Raw genomic sequence first — 17,853 nt, forward strand, 5'->3', positions numbered from 1 at the left:
CCGTGCGGTACCTCTACTCCTGCCCCCTGCGCTGGTCGGACATGGACGCCAACGGCCATGTCAACAACGCGGTGTTCGTCCGTTACCTCGAAGAGGCACGGATCGACTACATGCGTCGGCTGGCGCCGGGGGGCGGCAGTGCGGCGTTCAAGGGCGGCTCGGTCGTGGCGCGCCACGAGGTCGACTACCTGCGGCAGTTGGTGTACCGGCCGGAGCCGGTGACCGTCGAGCTGTGGGTGAAGAAGATCAGTGCCGCGTCGCTGACGGTGGGGTACGAGGTGAAGGACGCGGACACGGTCTATCTGCGGGCCGCGACCGTGGTCGTGCCGTTCGACTTCGCCGCGGGGCGACCGCGTCGCCTCATGCCGGAGGAGAAGGCGATCCTCAAGGAATACCTGGACGACGCCGCGCATCAGGAAGGGGCCGTCGCGGGATGACGGTGTTGCGGTTCGCCGACGCCGGGGAGGCAGCGGATCTCGCCGCCTTCCTCGGCCGGCTGATCCACTACGACCGGGGGGCCGCGGTGCGGCTCCAGGCCGGGGGCGGCGTGTTGGCCGTCTTCGGCCGTCCGCCGTCGTTCGAGGTGTTGGCCATTCGGACGGCGCGGTTGGCCGAGGGTAGTGCCGGTGCTCCTGGTGGTGCGTCTGTTGGCGTTGAGGGTGGTGTGGGTGGTCTCGGGCTGGACGTGACCGTCTCGGCCGGGGAACTGCTCGAAGGGATCGCGGAGTCGGAGGGCAGCGTCACCGTGCCCGCCGCGGTGACCGGGCCGCCGTGGGCCGGGGTGTTGCCGCCGCGGGGCGGTTGGACGCGGGTGCCCGGGTTGCCGTCGCCGGACGCGTTGGTGCGTACGGTGTCCGCCGCGGTGGCCGAATTCCGCGCCCGGGACGAGGCGTTGCCCCCGCAGGGGCGTACCCGGAGCGAGCGGGACCGGATCGGGCGGGAGATCTGGTCGCGGACGCTCGGCGATACGGAGCTGCCGTTGCGGGTGGTGCATGCGGCGCAGTCGCTCGGGTTCTTGCGCGGGGCGCGGGGCGCGACTGCGGCGAGTGAGGCCGGGCTGCCGGGAGCGCGTGCCGGTGTTGGTGGTGCGGCTCCGGCGGTGTCGGTGGCGCTGTTGGCTGCCGGGGGGTGGCTGCGGCTGAGCACGCCGTATGGGTCGATTGCCGTGCGGGTGGGGGGACCTGCGGGGCGGACGGGGCTGTCGGGGCTCACGGTTACGCCAGTTTGAGGGGCGCCGGGGAGGGCGGTGGGGCTGTCGCCCTGCGGACCTGACGGCTTGGCGCCCTTCGCCCTGAAACCGGGGCCGGACCCCGGACCCCTTGGGGCTCGCTTCTTCCGCCCTCGGCTCCCAGTGGGGCCGGGGGCTTCTGCTGTCTGCTCGCTGCTGCCGACTCGCTTGTCGCCCTGGTGGTGGTCCGGTTCACCAGGAGCGGCCGCCGCAACGTGCCCAGCGCGCCCGGGAGTTCGACGGTGGCGCGGCCGCCGAACGTCGGGGCGCGGTCGGCAGCGTGCGGTGCGCGCGCACCCGCTGCGCGAGGGAGCCGGACGCGGTTCCCGCCCCCGGAGCGACCCGGGCCTCCGGCGTGGGCGCGTCGGCAGTGGCTCTCGGCCCGGAGGACGCGGCGCCGGACGGTGGCAGCGCGCGGCGGGCCGGGTGGTGTGACCGTTCTCTCAGCCGGCGGTGTTGACCATGGAGGCGGCCGCGTACGTCAGGTAGTTCCACAACTGCGTCGCGTGTTCCTCGGACAGGTCGAGGGAGTCCACCGCGTCCCGCATGTGCCGCAGCCAGGCGTCGTGCGCGGCCCGGTCCACGGTGAACGGGGCGTGCCGCATTCGCAGTCGGGGGTGGCCGCGGTTCTCGCTGTAGGTGCGGGGGCCGCCCCAGTACTGCATGAGGAAGAGGACGAGGCGCTCCTCGGCCGGCCCCAGGTCCTCCTCCGGGTACATCGGCCGCAGCAGCGGGTCCTCGGCGACGCCCTCGTAGAAGCGGCGCACCAGGCGGCGGAAGGTGTCCTCGCCGCCGACCTGCTCGTAGAAGGTCTGCTCCTGAAGAGTGCCGTGCGGAATGTTGTTCACCGGTCCATGGTGGCAGACGCCCCGACCGAGGACTCCGGACTTAGGACGGCCCGCGAGAAGAAGCAACTCCGGGGCGTGATTGGCCGATCACGCCCCGGAGTTGGGGTGGGTGGTGCCCCGGTGTCAGCCGCGGCGGACGGTCAGCGTCGTCCAGGCGCCGACGTGCACCCGGTCGCCCTCGTGGAGCGGCACCGGGACGTACGGCTGGATCGGCTCCTCGGCGAGGTTGACCGTGGTGCCGTTGGTGGAGTTCTGGTCCACCACGGCCCAACTGCCGTCCTGCTGCTGGACGAGGAGGGCGTGCTGGTGCGAGACGCCCGGGTCCTCCGGGGTCCGGCCCAGGTCGACGTCCGGGGACTCGCCGGTGCTGTTCCGGCGCCGGCCGACCGAGATCTGGCCGTTCGCGAGCGGCAGCACCTGCTCGGGGGAGTACGAGGGCAGGTTGAGCCCCGCAGCCTCCGGGCCGCTGCGGCTCATCATCGCCATGAAGTACTCGCGGTCCGGCGCGACGGCCACCACCCAGCCGTCGCCGACGACCGGCGGCGGGCCCTGCGGGGGCGCCGGCGCCGGGCCGGGGGCGCCGCCCCACTGGCCGTCGGGTCCCGGCTGGCCGAACTGCTCGGGGCCGCCCTGCAGGGGCTGCTGCTCGAACGGGCCCGGCTGCGGGGGCTGTTGCGGCGGGAACGGGGCCGGCGGCTGCTGCTCGAAGGGGGCCTGCGGGCCGGGGTCGGGCTGCTGCGGGGGCGCCATCGGTGCGGCGTTCTGCTGGGCCGGCGGGTTCAGCGTCCAGTCGTCACCGCCCTGTTGGGGCGGCGGGCCGGGCTGGCCCGGGTAGCCGCCGGGGCCGGGCATACCGGGCGGCGGGCCCGGCGGTTGGTGCTGCGGGGCTCCCGGGGGCGGGAAGCCGTAGCCGCCCTGCGGGCCGGGACCGGGCGCACCCGGGCCGGGGGCCGGCGGCGGGAACCCGTAGCCGCCCTGCGGCAGTTGGCCGCCGGGGCCGGGCATGGGGGCGCCGGGCGGCGGGGCGAACGACGCAGGGGAGTTGGTGAGGAAGTTGTACTGGCACTCGGCGCAGAACGGGGCCGCGCCCTCGCGCGGCGCGCGGCACTGCGGGCACGCCTGCGGCTCAACGGCCTGCCCGGGGCCGGGGCCGCCGGGCAGGGGGGCACTGTGCGGCGGGGCGCCGAGTCCACCGTGCGGGCCGGGGGCGGGCGGCGGGAATCCGTAGCCGCCCTGCGGTGGTTGGCCGCCGGGGCCGGGCATCGGCGCACCGGGCGGCGGAGTACCGGGACCGCCCGGACCGCCGGGGCCACCGAAGCCCTCGGGCGCACCGGGGCCACCGAAACCTTGGGGAGCACCAGGACCAACGGGGCCGGGGGCCGGGGGCGGGAATCCGTAGCCGCCCTGCGGTGGTTGGCCGCCGGGGCCGGGCATCGGCGCACCGGGCGGCGGACCGCCGGGGCCACCGAAGCCGCCGGGAGCGCCGAAGCCCTCCGGGCCACCGGGCGGCGGGCCGGGCTGCCCCGGTGGCGGGCCGGCCTGACCGGGCGGGGGACCGGGCTGTCCCGGCGGGGGCCCCGGCTGGGCGGGCGGCGGACCGGGCTGGCCGGTCGGCTCGGCGGGCGGCGCGTTCAGGAAACCGGCGGGCAGAGAGGGCGGCGGAGGGACGGCGCCCGCCATGCGCTGGCCGCACACCTCGCACCAGTCTTCGGCCGCCGACTGGTGGCCGCTCGGGCAGGTAGGCATGTCGGTTCTTCCCCCTCCGTACCGTTACTTCCGGTGGTACTGATCAGTGCTGTTCATGGTTGTTCGTTGCGGTTTCTCCGGGCGAGGAACGGGGGCCGGACGCCTCCCGGGAGCTCTCCCGTGGGGCCTCGGTCGCCTTCGCCGCCTGTCGCACAGTACCGGTCGCGGTGTCGACGCCGTCCACCACCTTCGCAAGGAGTTTCGCAGTGTCCCCGTCCCCCGGGGCGACGGCCAGTCGCCGTGCGCGCCGCAGTTCCGCCAGGGCGCGACCGGCATCTCCGGACTTCGCCGCATCCAGCACCTGCTGGACGGCTTCGGCCAGTTCGGACCGTCCTGTGTGGTGCGCCACCTGTGGATCGATCCGTACCGAGGCGGCCGGATCGTCCGTCCATACGGCCCGCACCAGGCCCTGCGCCACGGCCCGGGGCGCGCTGCCGTCGGGTGCGGGCAGCAGCACCGTGATCCGGGCGGCGAGCATCTCCCGGCCGAGCCCGGGGTCCGGGACGCGCAGGCAGAGGTGGAAGTCGCGGGACTCGTCGCCCCAGGGGCCCGTCGGGTAGTCGCCCGCGCGCGGCCCCGACGCTCTTCGCCGGCCGGTCAGCTCCTCGGCGGGGGGCGCCACTTGGCGCAGCGACCGCACCTCGGCGCCCATCGGGGTCCGCACCCGCAGGACGACCCCGGCATCCGGGCCGAGGGTCCCGCCTTCGTGTTCGGCCGCGGCCGGAGCCGCCGGCTCCGGCCGCGGCAGCGGCACCGGGCGCCCGCCGGTGGAGCCGCCGCCGGTCGCGGTGACCGTGACGACGGCGTGCACCTCCCGCCCGCCCTCGGGTAGATGGGGGTTCTGGTGCACCTCGGCGGTGAAGCGCGGTGCCCGCGACTTGGCGAAGTTGGCCATGGGTGACGTTCCGCTCCTTGTGGCCGCCGCCGGCCGGCCGGGCCACCGGTGGGCGGACGGCGCGGGGTTGACGGCCGGGCTGGGGTCTCCCCCGGTAGCTGAGGGGGGCGCGCGGGTGCTCAGGCCGATCCTGCCCCCGCGACGGCCGCCCGGAACGGCACCACCGCGACCGTGACGTTGTCGTGCCCGCCGCCGTCCAGGGCGTGGCCGACCAGCGTCCGCGCGGCGTGCAGCGGCCGGGCGGGCGCGTCCAGGGGCAGCACCGCGGCCAGCGCCGCGGCCGACTCGGCGTAGTTCCACAGCCCGTCCGTGCACACCACCACGCTCCCCGGTCCGTCCGGTCGGAACGCCGCGACGTGCGGCTCGACTTCGTAGGCGTCCGCGCCCAGCCAGCCGGTGATGGCGTGCGCCCGCTCGTCGGCGTTGGCCTCGGCCGCCGTCATCAGGTTGTTGGCGACCATCTGGGCGGCCCAGGAGTCGTCCTCGGTGAGCCGGACCGGCGGCGCGGTGCGGTCGTCGGGGATCCAGTACGCCCGGCTGTCGCCGACCCAGCCGACGGTCAGCAGCCCGCCGCCGACCACCGCGCCGACGAACGTGCAGGCGGGGGCGTTCTGTTGGCGGTACTCGTGGTGCGCTATCGACGGGTCCTCGGCCAGCGCGTCGACCGCCGCGGAGGCCGCCAGCACCGCGTCGTGCATCGCCTGCTGCGGGTGCTCGCCGCGCGGCAGCGACATCCGCAGCGCCCCGGCGGCGCGTTCGGCGGCGGCCAGGGACGCGTCGTCCGGCCGGGTCGCCGAGGAGACGCCGTCGCAGACCACCGCGATCACGACGGGCGAGCCGTCCGGCAGCGCGCTGTCGGCCAGGGCGAAGAAGTCCTCGTTGCGGTGGTGCCGGCGGCCGCGGTCGCTGACCGCCGCGGCGCCGGTCGACTCCCGCTCGAAGTGGTCCCGTTCGCGCGCGGTCGGGGCCGTCGGGGCGGCTCCGGATCCGGCCGCGGCGGGCGCCGGGGCGGGGTCGGCGGCCGGCTCGGCGGGCGTTTTGGACGCCGCTCCGGTTGCCCCGTCGGGCCCCGATACGTCCGAGGCCGTGGCCGGCGTCCCGTCCGCCGCCACGGATTCCGCTACGGATTCCGCTTCGGTCCCGGGCGCGGGGGCGGTGCCGGCGCCCGCGGGGGGCTCCGCTTCCGCCCCGGCGTCGGCCCCGGTCAACGCCCGGGCGGGGGCGTCCCCTTCGGGGCGGATGCCGACGGCGGCGTCGGCGACCGCCTCGTAGCCGACCACCCGCGGGTCGGCCGGCCGGTCCGCGGCATCACCGGCCGGCGGCGCCACCGCGTCCCCGAACGGCAGGCGGGTCGTGGGGTCGGGCGGTGGTGGGCCCGCCTGTGCCGTCGGGCCCGCCGCGTACGCCGCCGGCGGTGCCCCGAATCCCGCGGCCCCGCCGAACCCGGCCGGCGCCAGGGGATCGGCGCCGCACCGCCCGCAGTAGTTGTCCCCCGCGACGAGCGGTTCAGCGCAGTTCCGGCACCGAGACGGCCCACTCATACCCATGTCACACCCATGTCCTGGGGCGGAAGCGGTTGGCCCGCTCCACCAGTTCGATCCTTTCCTCACCACGCTGCGCCAGCCGCGCCAGCAGGCGGTACGACCGCTCCAGCCCGAACCGCAGCCCGCGCTCGTCCAGCGGACTGCCGAGCAGCGCCGGCCGCCGCCGCGGAAGCACCGGCCCGTCCGGCCCGTCGGCCCCGGCCCCGTGGCCGGGCCCGTCGCCGTGGCTCCCGGAGAGTACCCAGTCCAGGGCACCGCCCAGTACCTCGGTGGCCAGTTGTTCCCGGCGCCGGTCGTCCAGCCCGAAGTCGGCCAGCGTCTCGACCTGTTGGGCGGCGGCCGTGAGATCCGGCAGCAGGGGCTCCCGGGGCGAGCGCTGCCGCAGCCGGGCCCGCACCGCCGCGACCCGGGCCGCCGTGTAGTGGATGGACGCCTCCGGGACGGACTCCAACGCCGCCACCGCGCCCTCCCGGTCGCCGGCCGCCAGCCGCACCCGGGCCAGCCCGAACGCGGCACTCACATAACCGTGGTCGGTCGCCCACACGAGTCGGTAGTACTCCGCGGCGTTGTCCAACTGCCCCAGCAGTTCGGCGCTGATGCCGAGCGCCAGCTTCGGCGCCGGCTCGCCGGGGAAGGCATCGAGGACCGCGTCGAACGCCAGCGCCGCGCCCTCCCGGTCGCCGCCGGCCAGCGCCGCCAGCCCGCGGTGCCACACCGCCCGCCAGTCCCCGCTGTCGTCGTCCGTGTCCGACGCGGGGGCGGCGCCCACCGGGCCGTCGGTGTCCACCGGGTCACCGGTGGACGGGGCGCCGCCGGCCCACCCCGTTGCCGGGAGCGAGGCGCCGGTACCCGGGGTGCCGGCGTCCGCCGCCAGCTCCAACTGGGCGCGCAGCGCCCGCAGTCGCACCTCCGGGGAGTCGGCGGGCGCCGCGCGCAGGGCGCCCAGCAGCTCCGCCGGCGTCGCGGCGTGCAGCCCGGCCAGGAAGCCGGCGTTGGGGTCGTCCGGGTCCGCCCGCGGTACCGGCAGTGCCAGCGCCGCCGCGGCCACGTCCAACGGGAGCGGCGCCGGGCCGGCCGCCGCCCGCGCCGGGTCCTCGCCTCCCGCGCGGGCGGGCCGCCGCCGGCCGGCCCGCCGGGCGCCCAGCAGCGAGCTGTCGCCGGCCGGCGGCGGCAGCAGCTCCGTGCCCACCACGCGGAGTTCCGGCCCGAACAAGGTGGACGGCGCCGGCCGCGGCTCGCCCGTACGGAGCGCCACCACCTCCCGCAGCACCCCCGTCAACTGCTCGGCCATCTCCTCCGAGGACCCGAAGCGGCGCGCCGGATCGGGGTCGGTGGCCCGCACCAGCAGCCGGTAGAAGGACTCGTAGCGGCGGAACACCTCGATGTGGTCCGGGTCCGGCAGGGAGTCGGCGAAGACGTTGGTGTAGCCCTGGAAGTCGAAGGTGAGGACGGCCAGGGTGCGGGCGACGGTGTAGAGGTCGGAGGCGATCGACGGGCCCACCTCGCCGACCTCGGGCGCCTGGTAGCCGATGGTGCCGTAGACGGGGCTCTCGTGGTCGTCCGCCCGCCGCACCGCGCCCAGGTCGATCAGCTTCAGCCGGTCGTGCTGCTGGATGGCGTTGTCGACCTTGAAGTCGCAGTACAGCAACTCCCGGGCGTGCAGGTGCCCGAGCGCCTCCAGCGCCTCGATGCCGTACGCGCACGCCTGCTCCACCGGCATCGGGTCGCGCCGCCCCTGGGGCGTGCGCCGCTCGTTGGCGAGGTCCTTCAGGGAGGTGCCGTCGACGTACTCCATGACGATGTAGCCGTCCCGGCTGCCCGTCGAACCGTCCAGGTGCTCCACGAAGTTGTAGATCCGGACGATGTTCGGGTGCTCGATGGCGGCCAGGAACCGCCGTTCGGACACCGCCGCCGCCAGCGCCTCCTCGTCGCCGGTGTCCAGCAGCCCTTTGAGCACCACCCACCGGTCGTCCACCGCCCGGTCCCGGGCCAGGTAGATCCAGCCCAGCCCGCCGTGCGCCAGGCACCCCGCGACCTCGTACTGGTCGTGCACCAGCTCCCCGGACCGCAACTTCGGTACGAAGCTGTACGGATGCCCGCACCTGGTGCAGAAGCCCTCCGGCTGGCCCGGCCGGCCGTCCCGGCCCCGGCCCACCGGCGCCCCGCACTCCCCGCGGCTGCAGAACCGCTTCCGTTCGGGCACCTGCGGATCGTCCAGCACCGCCGCCAGGGGATCGCGCCGCGGCACCTGCGGCACCGTCACCAGCCCCGCGCCCAGCCGCCCGCGCGAGGCACCGGAACCGCTCCCGGAGCGCGCACTCGGCCCGCCGCCGGTGCCGCGCACCACGGGCGCCCGACCGCCCGACCCGCGTGCCGACCCGCTCCCGGGCCCGTCGCCGTCCGCCGACCGCTCGGGGACGTGCGCACCGGCCGCCCGGCGGGCGCGGGCCCCGGACGGCGGTGGCGCGGCGACCGTCGCGCCCCCGGCCTCCGCCCGCCGCGTCAGCACCGTCGCGGTCACCGACAGCAGCCCCTCGACGGAGACCACCGGCGCCAACCCGCAGACGTCGCAGTACAGTTCACCGCCGCCGACGTCCTCGTAGCGCCCCTCGCACTCCCGGCGCTGGCAGCGCCCCCCGTCCCGTTCGCTCAACTCTCCCCCCGGCCGTCCCGCGGCTCCGGAACCATCGCCTCCGCCGCCGCCTCCTGATAGCGCCACACCGCCTGCTCCGCGACCCGCAGGTCGCACGGCGCGCTCCACAGCATCCGGCGCGCCAGGTCGTACCGCTCCACCAGCAGCGGGTCCGCCGCCAGCCCGTGCCGTGCGACCCGCGCCCGACAGGCGTCCAACCGGCCGCGCAGCCCGGCCCGCACCGCCAGCGGCGCGGTCACCGCCGTCAACGACTCGCGGGCCCGCCGCAGTTCGTCCTCCGCCCGCTCCTCCAGGCTATCGAGCAGCGGTGACAACCGGTGCCACAGCGCCCGCCGGCGGTACTCCGCGGCCGTCACCAACTGCTCGTGCAGCGCCGTCGACGGACCGCTGACCGCCGGCACCTCCGTCGCGGCGATCTTCGCCAGCACCTCGCCGCGCGCCTGCCGCGCCTCGGTCAGCGTCCGGTCCGCCCGCGACAGCACGTCCCGCAGCAGCATCAGCCGCCGCTCCGCGTCCTGCCGCACGTCCAGCACCGCCGCCACCTCGCGCCGGATGTCCTCCAGCGCCCGCGCCGCCCGGTCGTAGCGGGCGGTGTCCGGACGGCCCCCGCCGGGCGCCGCGCTGCCGGCCCCCGCCGACGCCCAGAACGCCAGCGGATCCACGATCACCTGGGCGCGCAGCCGCGCCAACTCCGCGGTGATCCGCTCCAGATCGTCGCCCGCCGGGTGCTCACCGGGGCGCACTCCCACCGAGTGGGCCAGCGACCGGGTCCGCCGCAACTCCTCGGCCAGCAGGTCTATCCGGGCGGGCAGCGCCGACCACACCGCGTCGGCCGCCACGATCACGTCCAGCGACCGCGCGTAGAGCCCGGTCATCCGGGCGACCAGCTCCGGCAGGCCCAGCCGCCCGCCGCCGACGTCGTCGACCGCCGTGGCCGGCACCGTCACCTCGCCGTGCCGCAACAGCTCCGACAGCTCCGCGAGCTCCTCGACGGACGGCCACCGCCGGCGCGCCCGCAGCTCCCGGGCGGCCGTCAGCGCCTCCGTATAAGCGTCGAACAGCGCCCACAGCACCGCGATCGACCGCTCCGTCTCGGCCCAGCGCTCCTTGGTGACGCCCGACAGCTCGGCGCCCTCCAGGAGCCGGCGGCCGGCGTGGTCCTGCAGCGCGAGCAACGACGTCTCCAGCGCCTCGTACTCGGCGCCGAGCCGCGCCAGGGCGCGGTCCACCTCCTCCCGGTCCCACACCGGGGCATCGGGTCTCCCCGCCGAGCCGGGGAAGGGTCCAGGGACCCCCATCGCTCACCTCTCCAATACGCGTACCGTGCACGGCGGTTGGTGCCCCCGGCGCTCGCCGGTCCTTGGTCGACACCCCCTTCTCCCGCTCCGGTCCCTCCATAGTGACCCCATCGGACGCCCCGTGGGGCACCCGGCCGCCGCCGGACCTCCTCAGTCGCTGTACTGGGGCGCCGGCGGCCCCGATATACCGGGCAGATCGGCCTTCAACCACTTCCGGTACGCCCGCATCCAGGGGCTGTCGTCCCCGCCGCTGCGGTAGTCGTCCAGGACCGCGTTGACCCGGCGCACCAGGTCCGGATCGGCCTTGTTGATCGCCACCCCGTACGACTCGTCGGTGAACTGCTTGCCCTTCAGTTCCACCGTCGGGTCCTGCGCCGCCTGCGCCGCGGCCAGCGCGCTGTCGGTGACCACCGCGTCCGCCTCGCCCAACTGGAGCCGTACCAGGCAGTCCAGTTGGTTGGGCGCGGTCAGCACCCGCGCGCCGTGGCTCCGTCTCGCCAGCTCCGCCTCGCCCGTCGAACCGGCCGCGGTGCACACCCGTTTGCCGCGCAGCGAGTCGTCGAACGCGGTGATCGGCGACGACTTCGGGGCGAGCACCTGCTGCCCGGCCTGGAAGTACGCGGTGGAGAAGGCCACTTGGGCCTTGCGCTCGCAGTTGATCGTCATGGTCCGCACCACCATGTCCACCGCGCGCTGCCGGACCGCCGGGATCCGCTGGTTGGTCGGCACCGCCTGGAAGACGACCTTGGCGTCCGGCCCCAGGATGTCCTTGGCGATGGCCCGCGCCAGATCGATGTCGAAGCCCTCCAACTGGCCGGTGTCCGGATTGCGGTAGCCCCACCGGTAGGTGTTCTGGTCCACCCCGACGACCAGTTGGCCCTTTTTCTTGATCCGCTCCACCGCCGGGCCGTCGGCCGGCGAGGGCCGCAGGCTCCGGGCCGCGGTGGCCGGCGTGCAGCCCGCCGCGGCCGGCTCCGCGCGCCCCGCCCCCGGCCCGTACGCCCGGTGCATGGCCACCGGCCCGGGGCCCTGAGGGCGGTCACCGTGGCCGAGCGCGGGCACCAACACCGTCGCGGCCGCCGCCATCACGGCCATGCCCGCCGCGACCGGCGCCAGCACGGCCCGCAGATCCCGCAGCCTCCGCCCGCGCACCACCATCTCCCCAGATCCCCTCACCGGTACTCCGACAGCCTGCGCCCGACACCCAACAGCGCGGCCGCCGCGGCCAATACGGCCAGCGCCGCGCCGCCCACCGCCAGCCCGTCGAACGCCGCGCGCCCGCCGTCCGCCGCCGACCGGAACCGCTGCTGCTCGTGGACCAGCGCCCGGCCCAGCCCGGTGTCCACCCGGTCGAACGACGCCCCGGTGGAGCCCGCCCCGCCGATCACCTTGGCCAACGCCCGCTCGTAGTCGCCCCGGTCGTCGGCCTGTCGGGCCTCGGCGTGCCTCTCCCGCCACAGCCCGGTGGCCGCCACCGCCTCCCGCACCGGGCCCCGGCCCGCCGCGTCGTCCGCCAGGGCCAGCGCCTTCCCCAGCTCGCCGGTGGCCTTCGGACCGGGGCCGGCCAGCGCGCGCATCCCCGCCTGGTAGTCGACCTCGTAGAAGTCCTTCTGGTCCCTGGTCAGCACCGCGCCGCGCGCCACCAGCGTCAAGTTCTCGTCCCCGCGCGCCCGTAGGGCCTCGATCCGGGCGACGTTGAGCGCCTCCAACGAGCGGACGCCGTGCCCGTACGCGTCGGACAGCCCGGCGCGCGCCACCGTGTGCCCCGCCGCCAGCCACAGCAGCGCCGCGGCCGTCGCCACCGTCGCCGCCAGCAGGCCGCGGTTGAACACCCGGTTGGTGCGCCGGTAGTGCCGGCGCTGCGCCCAGGCCAGTGCCCCGATGGCCGTCACCCCCGCCGCCAGTGCGAACCAGGGCCAGGCCGTGGCCCGTTGGTGGTCCACGGCCAGCCGCTGCGTCTCCGCCACGTACAACGCCCGGGCGGCCGGCAGGAGTTCCGAGCGCATCTGCTCGTTCGCGTACCGCAGATAGGCGCCGCCCAGCGGCAGCCCGAGCCGGTTGTTGGCCCGGGCCGTCTCCACCAGGCCCGCGTACCGCGGCAACAGCTGGTTCAGCCGGGCGATCTGCGCCCCGGCCGGGTCCGCCGGGCCGCCCTCCGCGTCCGCTCCCCGCGCGTTCGACGCCGCCTTGACGAGCAGGTGGGACGCCTTGGCGAGGTCCGCCGCGTACCGCTGCCGGGTCGCCTCGGGCTCCGCCCCGCCGGCCAGGAAGCCGGCGGCGGCGGTGGTGTCGGCGTCCGCCAGCGAGCGGTAGACGTCCGCCGCGTCCGCGGTCAGCGGCTGGCTGCGCCGCACGACGTCGTCGGCGGCCGCCGAACGGTCGGACACCTGCCAGGCGGTGGTCGCCCCGAACACCACGACCAGCAGCGCCAGCACCGCCCCGAGCGCCCGCAGCCGTCCCGGCTCCGTCGTCGTGGCGGCCCGCAGCCGGTCCAGCCCCTCGGCCCATGCGGTGCGTCGGCGCGCGCCGGTCCCCACGACCGGCGCGGGGGCGTCCGGGGTCGCGGACGGCGCGGACGTCACCGAAGAGACCGGCGTCACCGACGTCACCGAAGAACCACCCCCTGGGGCGCTGGCTGCGGGTACGGACACATGGCGGTCAGTATGTCCGCAGCGCCCGACCAGCACACCGGACTTGACCGATCTTGTGCGGATCACCACCCGCCCCGGGCGCGCCCACGGCCCCGCCGCAGGCCCGTCACGACTCATCACGCCGCCCGGCACGCCCCGGTTCCCGGAGCCGTGCCTTCCGGGGCAGCGCGCCGCGCGCCGCCCCCGCATTACCCTTGCCAGGAGTCGCCGGGCATCGGGCGACCGGGACCGGAGGCCCGCCGGCGTCGGCCGCCCCGGGGAGGAGTGAGCGCGTGCAGACCGTCCGTAAGGGCCGGGTGTCGCTCGTGGAGTGCGCGACCGACGAGATCCGCACCCAGATCGTCAACGGCGTCTGGCCCGTTGGCAGCCGCATCCCGCCGGAGAGCGCGCTGTCCGAGGCGCTCGGCGTCAGCCGCGCCTCGGTCCGCGAGGCGGTCCGCTCCCTGGTCCACGCCGGGCTCCTCGAACCCCGGCAGGGCGACGGCACGTTCGTGATCTCCGACGACGACAGCGCGGTCGCCCTCCGCCGCCGGCTGGAGCGCGCCGAGCTCAGCCATGTCACCCAGGTCCGCCAGGGGCTCGACGTGGTCGCCGCCCGTCAGGCCGCCAAGCACCGCACCGACGCCCAACTCGCCGGCATCGAGGCGGCCCTGGACCGTCGCCGGGTCGCGCTCGCGACGCACGACGGCGACGCGTTCACCGCCGCCGACGCCGAGTTCCACGTCCTGGTCGCGGAGGCCAGCGCCAACCCCGTCCTCGCCGACATCTACCGCTCGCTCAGCGCCGCCCTGCGCGCCGAACTCCGCCGCGCCGCCTGCCTGGACACCGCCGACGCCGCCCCCACCGACCCGCACTCCCGCCTCACCGACGCCATCCGCGCCCAGGACGCGCAGGCCGCCGTCGACGCCGCGGTCCTCCTCCTCGCCGGTCACGTCCGCGACCTGGCCCTCCCGCGCGACGACTGAGTCCCGGGCCAACTCCCGCCCGCGGCCCTTCAGTGAGGGGCGTGGGCCGCCGCTCCCCGCGCCCCCGCCTCACCCCACGCGCCGCTGCCGAACACATCCCCCTCCAACTACGCTGAGTGACGAAGGGTTGGTGATCCCGCCGACCCCACCCACGCAACGGAGGCACGCCATGCGCCGCATCACCCGACTCCTGAGCCCCCTCGTCAAGGCCGCCGCCGGCGCCCCGACGATTCCCGAATACCCCACTACGGCCAGCGGTTTCCTCACCATCGGCGGTACGACCTACATCAACCCGGTCGGCACCTACCCCGTCTACCACCCCGCCGACGGCACCCCCACCCTCATCATCAACGACACCGACCACCCTCTCATCATCATCACGGAACGCGACCACTCGCCCTCCCCGCCCGACCTCATCCTCACCCCCGGCGAACGCATCGAGACCCGAAGAGGCGACTGCGTGCAGGTCGGGTGAGCGCGCTCCGAGACATGCGCCCACGGGGCCGCCGGGCAGGGCCGGTTGGGGCGATCCCGTGTCGCATCCCCGGGCCCACCCCCGGGCGCACGCTCCGCCGTGGTCGATCCGACCCGACCCACCCGACCGGATCCGACCCGGGCTGGCCCGACCCGACCCGGGCTGGCCTGGATCGAGCCCACCCGGGCTGGCCGGGTTCGCCCCGCCCCGGTCCGGTCTACGGCCATTCAGCCCGCAGCCGTTGATAGGCGTCCGGGTGGGGCGTCGGGGTCGCCCGGTCCAGTGCGTCCAGGGCGGCACCGAGTATCGGTGGGGCGGTGAGGAGGTGCGGGAGTGCCTTCGGGGCGCGTTCGGCGAGGAGTTGGGTGAGGCGGTCGTGGAGGAGGGGATGCCGGGCGGCGAGGACGCTGCCGCCGAGGATGACCGAGGTCGGTTCGGCGAGGAGGTCGAGCCGCCGGAGGGCGACGGTGGCCATCGTGGCGACCTCCTCCGCCTGGTGCTCCACGAGAGAGCGGGCGACCGCGTCGCCGCCCGCCGCGATGTCGAAGAGGAGGGGGGTGAGTTCGTGCCGGCGGGCGTCGGGGATCCGGTGCAGGTGTAGGGCCTCGACGAGCTCCAGCATGGTGGTCAGGCCGAAGTGGGCGGGGAGCGCGCGGGCGAGTTCACTGGGGGCGCCCCGGCCGTCCTCGGCGCGGGCCGCGTGCCACAGCGCCTCGTCGGCGAGGAAGGAACCGCCGCCCCAGTCGCCGGAGATGCGGCCGATGGACGGGAAGCGGGCGGTGGCCTCGCCGCGGCCGCGCCCGACGCAGTTGATGCCGGCGCCGCAGACCACGGCGACGCCCAACTGCTCACCGCCGTCGGGCAGTCCGGTCCGGAGCAGGGCGAAGGTGTCGTTGTGGACGGTGACGGCGTCCGCCCAGCCGCGCGAGGTCAGTTCGGCGGTCAGGCGGGTCACCTCGACGGGGAAGTCGGCGTTGGCGAGGAAGGCGGAGAGCTGGGTGACCGGGGCGTCGCCGGTCAGTCCGGCCTGCGCCCGGGCCGAGGCGATCAGGGGGGTGAGGACGTCGACGGCGCGGGCGGTGCCCACCAGTGGCGGTTGGAAGCCGCCGCCGCGGGCCCGGCCGAGGACCCGGCCGTCCGTGGCGACCAGGGCCACGTCGGTCTTGCTGTTGCCCGCGTCGATGGCGAGCGCCGTGCCGGTCAGGCCCACGTGAGGTGCTCCCGGTTGTGTGCGATCAGCTCGTCGGTGAGCCGGTCCGCGTAGTCGATCTGTCCGATGAGGGGGTGTGCGAGGAGTGCCGAGAAGACCCGGTCGCGGCCGCCCTTGAGGGCTGCCTCCAGGGCCAGGTCCTCGTAGGCCGTGACGTTGCCGACCAGTCCGGCGAACAGGGGGGCGAGGGGGCGGAGGGGGAGGGGGGAGGCCCCCCCGGGGCCAACGGCCGCCGGCACCTCGATCACCGCGTCATCCGGCAGGAACGGCAACGTCCCGTTGTTCCGCGTGTTGACGATCTGAACGTCACCGACCGCACCGACGCCCCCACCAGCCAAAGCCCCGGCCCCGGCACCCGTGTCATCGGAACCAGCAACGCCAGCCCCACCACCGCCAGTTGGCCGACCCAGGGTCCCGGCCCCGGCACCCGCAGCCGGGCCGCCGCCCAACAGCGAAGACGTCAGGGCCACCGCCGCTTCCGAGTAGAAGGCGCCGCCGCGGCGGGAGAGGAGTTCCGGCTTTTCGGCGAGGGTGGGGTCGGCGTAGAGGCCGAGGAGTTGGCGTTCGATGGCGGCGACCTCGGCGGCGCGGGAGGGCTTGGTGCGCAACTCCGAGACGACCGCGTCGTGTTGGTAGAAGTAGCGCAGGTAGTAGGAGGGCACGACGCCCAGGTGGTCGAGGAGCGCGCGGGGCATCCGGATGTCGTCGGCGATGGCCTCGCCGTGCTCGGCGAGCAGCTTGGGGAGCACGTCCTCGCCGTCGACGCGGACGGCGCGCTCCCAGGTGAGGTGGTTGAGGCCGACGTGCTCCAACCGCACCCGCTCGGGCGCGACGCCCAGCAGGCGGGCGAACTTGCGCTGGAAGCCGATGGCGACGTTGCACAGACCGACGGCCTTGTGGCCGTGGTTGAGCAGGGCCCGGGTGACGATGCCGACCGGGTTGGTGAAGTCCACGATCCAGGCGTCCGGGCAGCGCCGGCGCACCCGTTCGGCGATGTCCAGCACGATCGGGACGGTGCGCAGCGCCTTGGCCAGGCCGCCCGCGCCGGTGGTCTCCTGGCCGACGCAGCCGCAGGTGAGCGGCCAGGTCTCGTCCTGGTTGCGCGCGGCCTGCCCGCCGACCCGCAGTTGGAGGAGGACGGCGTCGGCGCCGTCGAGGCCGGCGTCCAGGTCGTCGGTCCAGGTGATCCGGCCCGGGTGGCCCTGGGCGGCGAAGATCCTTCGGGCCAGTCCGCCGACCAGCTCCAGTCGGTCGGTGGCCGGGTCGATCAGGGTGAGTTCGGCGACCGGCAGGGCGTCCCGCAACCGCGCGAAGCCGTCGATGAGTTCGGGGGTGTAGGTCGAGCCGCCGCCGACCACGGCGATCTTGATGCGGGAGTACGGGGCGCGCGCCCCGGAAGTTGGCAGCATGTCCGTTTCAGCCCTTCACTCCGGTGAGTGTGACGCCTTCGACGAAGGCTTTCTGCGCGAAGAAGAAGACGAGGATGACGGGGGCCATGACCAGCAGCGTCGCGGCCATGGTGAGGTTCCAGTTGACGCTGTGCGCGCTCTTGAAGGACTCCAGGCCGTAGGAGAGCGTCCAGGCGGCCGGGTTCTGCGCGGCGTAGATCTGCGGGCCGAAGTAGTCGTTCCAGCAGTAGAAGAACTGGAAGAGGGCGATGGCGGCGATGCCGGGGCGGGCCATCGGGACGACGATCCGCAGCAGGGTGCGCAGTTCGCCGCAGCCGTCCACCTTCGCGGACTCCACGTACTCCTGCGGGATCGTCAGCAGGAACTGCCGCAGCAGGAAGATGGAGTAGGCGTCGCCGAACGCCATCGGGATGACCAACGGCCAGATCGAGCCGGTCAGATGGAGTTGCTGGGCCCACACCAGGTACATCGGGATGACGATGACCTGGGGCGGCAGCATCATCGTGGCGATCACCAGGATCATCGCGGTGCGGCGGCCGCGGAAGCGGAAGCGGGCCAGCGCATAGGCGACGGGGACCGCCGAGCAGACCGTGAAGAGGGTGCCCAGGCCCGCGTAGAGCAGGGAGTTCTTCCACCAGCCGAGGAAGCCGGGGGTGGTGAACACCGCCGCGTAGTTGGACCACTTCCACTGGTGCGGCCACAGTTCGCCGCTCATCGCCTGGTCGTCGGTCATGACCGAGGTCAGGAAGACGAAGACGAAGGGGAGGAGGAAGAACAGGGCGGCGGCGATCGCCAGCGCGTGCACGGCGATCCAGTGCAGCAGGCGCTTGCGGCGGGCGCGGGCGGCCGGGGAGCCGGCGGCGCCGGGGGCGGTGGCCCGCGCCGGGCGGCGGCGGGCGAGCGTCGTGGTGGTCACGTCGGGTCAGTCCTC

General features: G+C 75.4%; 15 protein-coding genes. 4 read left to right on the forward strand and 11 right to left on the reverse strand.

The genetic code is table 11. The features are described from left to right. The first annotated feature begins 2 nt into the window (after positions 1 to 2). Together ACIQU6_RS37170 and ACIQU6_RS37175 are read left to right on the forward strand one after the other, a co-directional pair. Positions 3 to 437, forward strand: coding sequence for an acyl-CoA thioesterase (locus tag ACIQU6_RS37170; protein ID WP_403486151.1), 435 nt, complete (start codon positions 3 to 5; stop codon positions 435 to 437). Beyond that, entirely contained in the window at positions 434 to 1,228 is a 795-nt protein-coding gene (locus ACIQU6_RS37175) for a hypothetical protein (protein WP_403486152.1), read from the forward strand. The genes ACIQU6_RS37170 and ACIQU6_RS37175 overlap by 4 nt, the downstream gene beginning before the upstream one ends. Positions 1,229 to 1,671: 443 nt before the next feature. Here ACIQU6_RS37175 and ACIQU6_RS37180 read toward each other — a convergent pair whose 3' ends face one another. From ACIQU6_RS37180 to ACIQU6_RS37215, 8 genes are all read right to left on the reverse strand, one after another. Next, the gene (locus tag ACIQU6_RS37180; RefSeq protein ID WP_376563086.1) at positions 1,672 to 2,076 is read right to left on the reverse strand and encodes a globin; all 405 of its coding nucleotides are present in this window, start codon (positions 2,074 to 2,076) and stop codon (positions 1,672 to 1,674) included. A 123-nt stretch (positions 2,077 to 2,199) separates the two neighbouring features. Next, the gene (locus tag ACIQU6_RS37185) at positions 2,200 to 3,822 is read right to left on the reverse strand and encodes an FHA domain-containing protein (protein ID WP_403486153.1); all 1,623 of its coding nucleotides are present in this window, start codon (positions 3,820 to 3,822) and stop codon (positions 2,200 to 2,202) included. Positions 3,823 to 3,865: 43 nt separating this feature from the next. Continuing rightward, positions 3,866 to 4,717: a hypothetical protein gene (locus ACIQU6_RS37190; RefSeq protein ID WP_403486154.1), complete on the reverse strand. Its 852-nt coding sequence runs from the start codon at positions 4,715 to 4,717 to the stop codon at positions 3,866 to 3,868. 119 nt (positions 4,718 to 4,836) lie between these two features. Beyond that, the gene (locus ACIQU6_RS37195; protein WP_403486155.1) at positions 4,837 to 6,264 is read right to left on the reverse strand and encodes a protein phosphatase 2C domain-containing protein; all 1,428 of its coding nucleotides are present in this window, start codon (positions 6,262 to 6,264) and stop codon (positions 4,837 to 4,839) included. 1 nt (position 6,265) lies between these two features. After that, positions 6,266 to 8,914 carry a tetratricopeptide repeat protein gene (locus ACIQU6_RS37200; protein ID WP_403486156.1) on the reverse strand — a complete coding sequence of 883 codons (2,649 nt, stop codon included), beginning with the start codon at positions 8,912 to 8,914 and terminating at the stop codon, positions 6,266 to 6,268. Continuing rightward, positions 8,911 to 10,212, reverse strand: coding sequence for a hypothetical protein (locus tag ACIQU6_RS37205; RefSeq protein WP_403486157.1), 1,302 nt, complete (start codon positions 10,210 to 10,212; stop codon positions 8,911 to 8,913). The genes ACIQU6_RS37200 and ACIQU6_RS37205 overlap by 4 nt, the downstream gene beginning before the upstream one ends. 150 nt (positions 10,213 to 10,362) lie before the next feature. Further along, a complete protein-coding gene (locus ACIQU6_RS37210; RefSeq protein ID WP_403486170.1) occupies positions 10,363 to 11,370 on the reverse strand; it encodes a glutamate ABC transporter substrate-binding protein in 1,008 nt (335 codons plus the stop codon). 14 nt (positions 11,371 to 11,384) lie between these two features. Continuing rightward, on the reverse strand, positions 11,385 to 12,821 hold the full coding sequence (locus ACIQU6_RS37215; RefSeq protein ID WP_403486158.1) for a hypothetical protein: 1,437 nt from the start codon (positions 12,819 to 12,821) through the stop codon (positions 11,385 to 11,387). Positions 12,822 to 13,135: 314 nt separating this feature from the next. On the opposite strand from ACIQU6_RS37215, the gene ACIQU6_RS37220 reads away from it, so the two are divergent. Together ACIQU6_RS37220 and ACIQU6_RS37225 are read left to right on the forward strand one after the other, a co-directional pair. Then, positions 13,136 to 13,828 carry a FadR/GntR family transcriptional regulator gene (locus ACIQU6_RS37220; protein ID WP_403486159.1) on the forward strand — a complete coding sequence of 231 codons (693 nt, stop codon included), beginning with the start codon at positions 13,136 to 13,138 and terminating at the stop codon, positions 13,826 to 13,828. A 169-nt stretch (positions 13,829 to 13,997) separates the two neighbouring features. Beyond that, positions 13,998 to 14,303, forward strand: coding sequence for a hypothetical protein (locus tag ACIQU6_RS37225; protein WP_403486160.1), 306 nt, complete (start codon positions 13,998 to 14,000; stop codon positions 14,301 to 14,303). A 217-nt stretch (positions 14,304 to 14,520) separates the two neighbouring features. Here ACIQU6_RS37225 and ACIQU6_RS37230 read toward each other — a convergent pair whose 3' ends face one another. From ACIQU6_RS37230 to ACIQU6_RS37240, 3 genes are read right to left on the reverse strand one after another with little or no spacing between them, the layout of a single operon-like run. Then, positions 14,521 to 15,513, reverse strand: a complete 993-nt coding sequence (locus ACIQU6_RS37230; RefSeq protein ID WP_403486161.1) for an N-acetylglucosamine kinase — start codon at positions 15,511 to 15,513, stop codon at positions 14,521 to 14,523. Next, positions 15,504 to 16,922, reverse strand: a complete 1,419-nt coding sequence (locus tag ACIQU6_RS37235; protein ID WP_403486162.1) for a 6-phospho-beta-glucosidase — start codon at positions 16,920 to 16,922, stop codon at positions 15,504 to 15,506. Before ACIQU6_RS37235 ends, ACIQU6_RS37230 begins: the two co-directional genes overlap by 10 nt. A gap of 7 nt (positions 16,923 to 16,929) precedes the next feature. Beyond that, on the reverse strand, positions 16,930 to 17,838 hold the full coding sequence (locus ACIQU6_RS37240) for a carbohydrate ABC transporter permease (RefSeq protein WP_403486163.1): 909 nt from the start codon (positions 17,836 to 17,838) through the stop codon (positions 16,930 to 16,932). Between the last annotated feature and the right edge of the window lie 15 nt (positions 17,839 to 17,853).

Origin of the sequence: Streptomyces sp. NPDC090442, assembly GCF_044769405.1 — a bacterium.
In the GTDB taxonomy this organism is placed as follows: domain Bacteria; phylum Actinomycetota; class Actinomycetes; order Streptomycetales; family Streptomycetaceae; genus Streptomyces.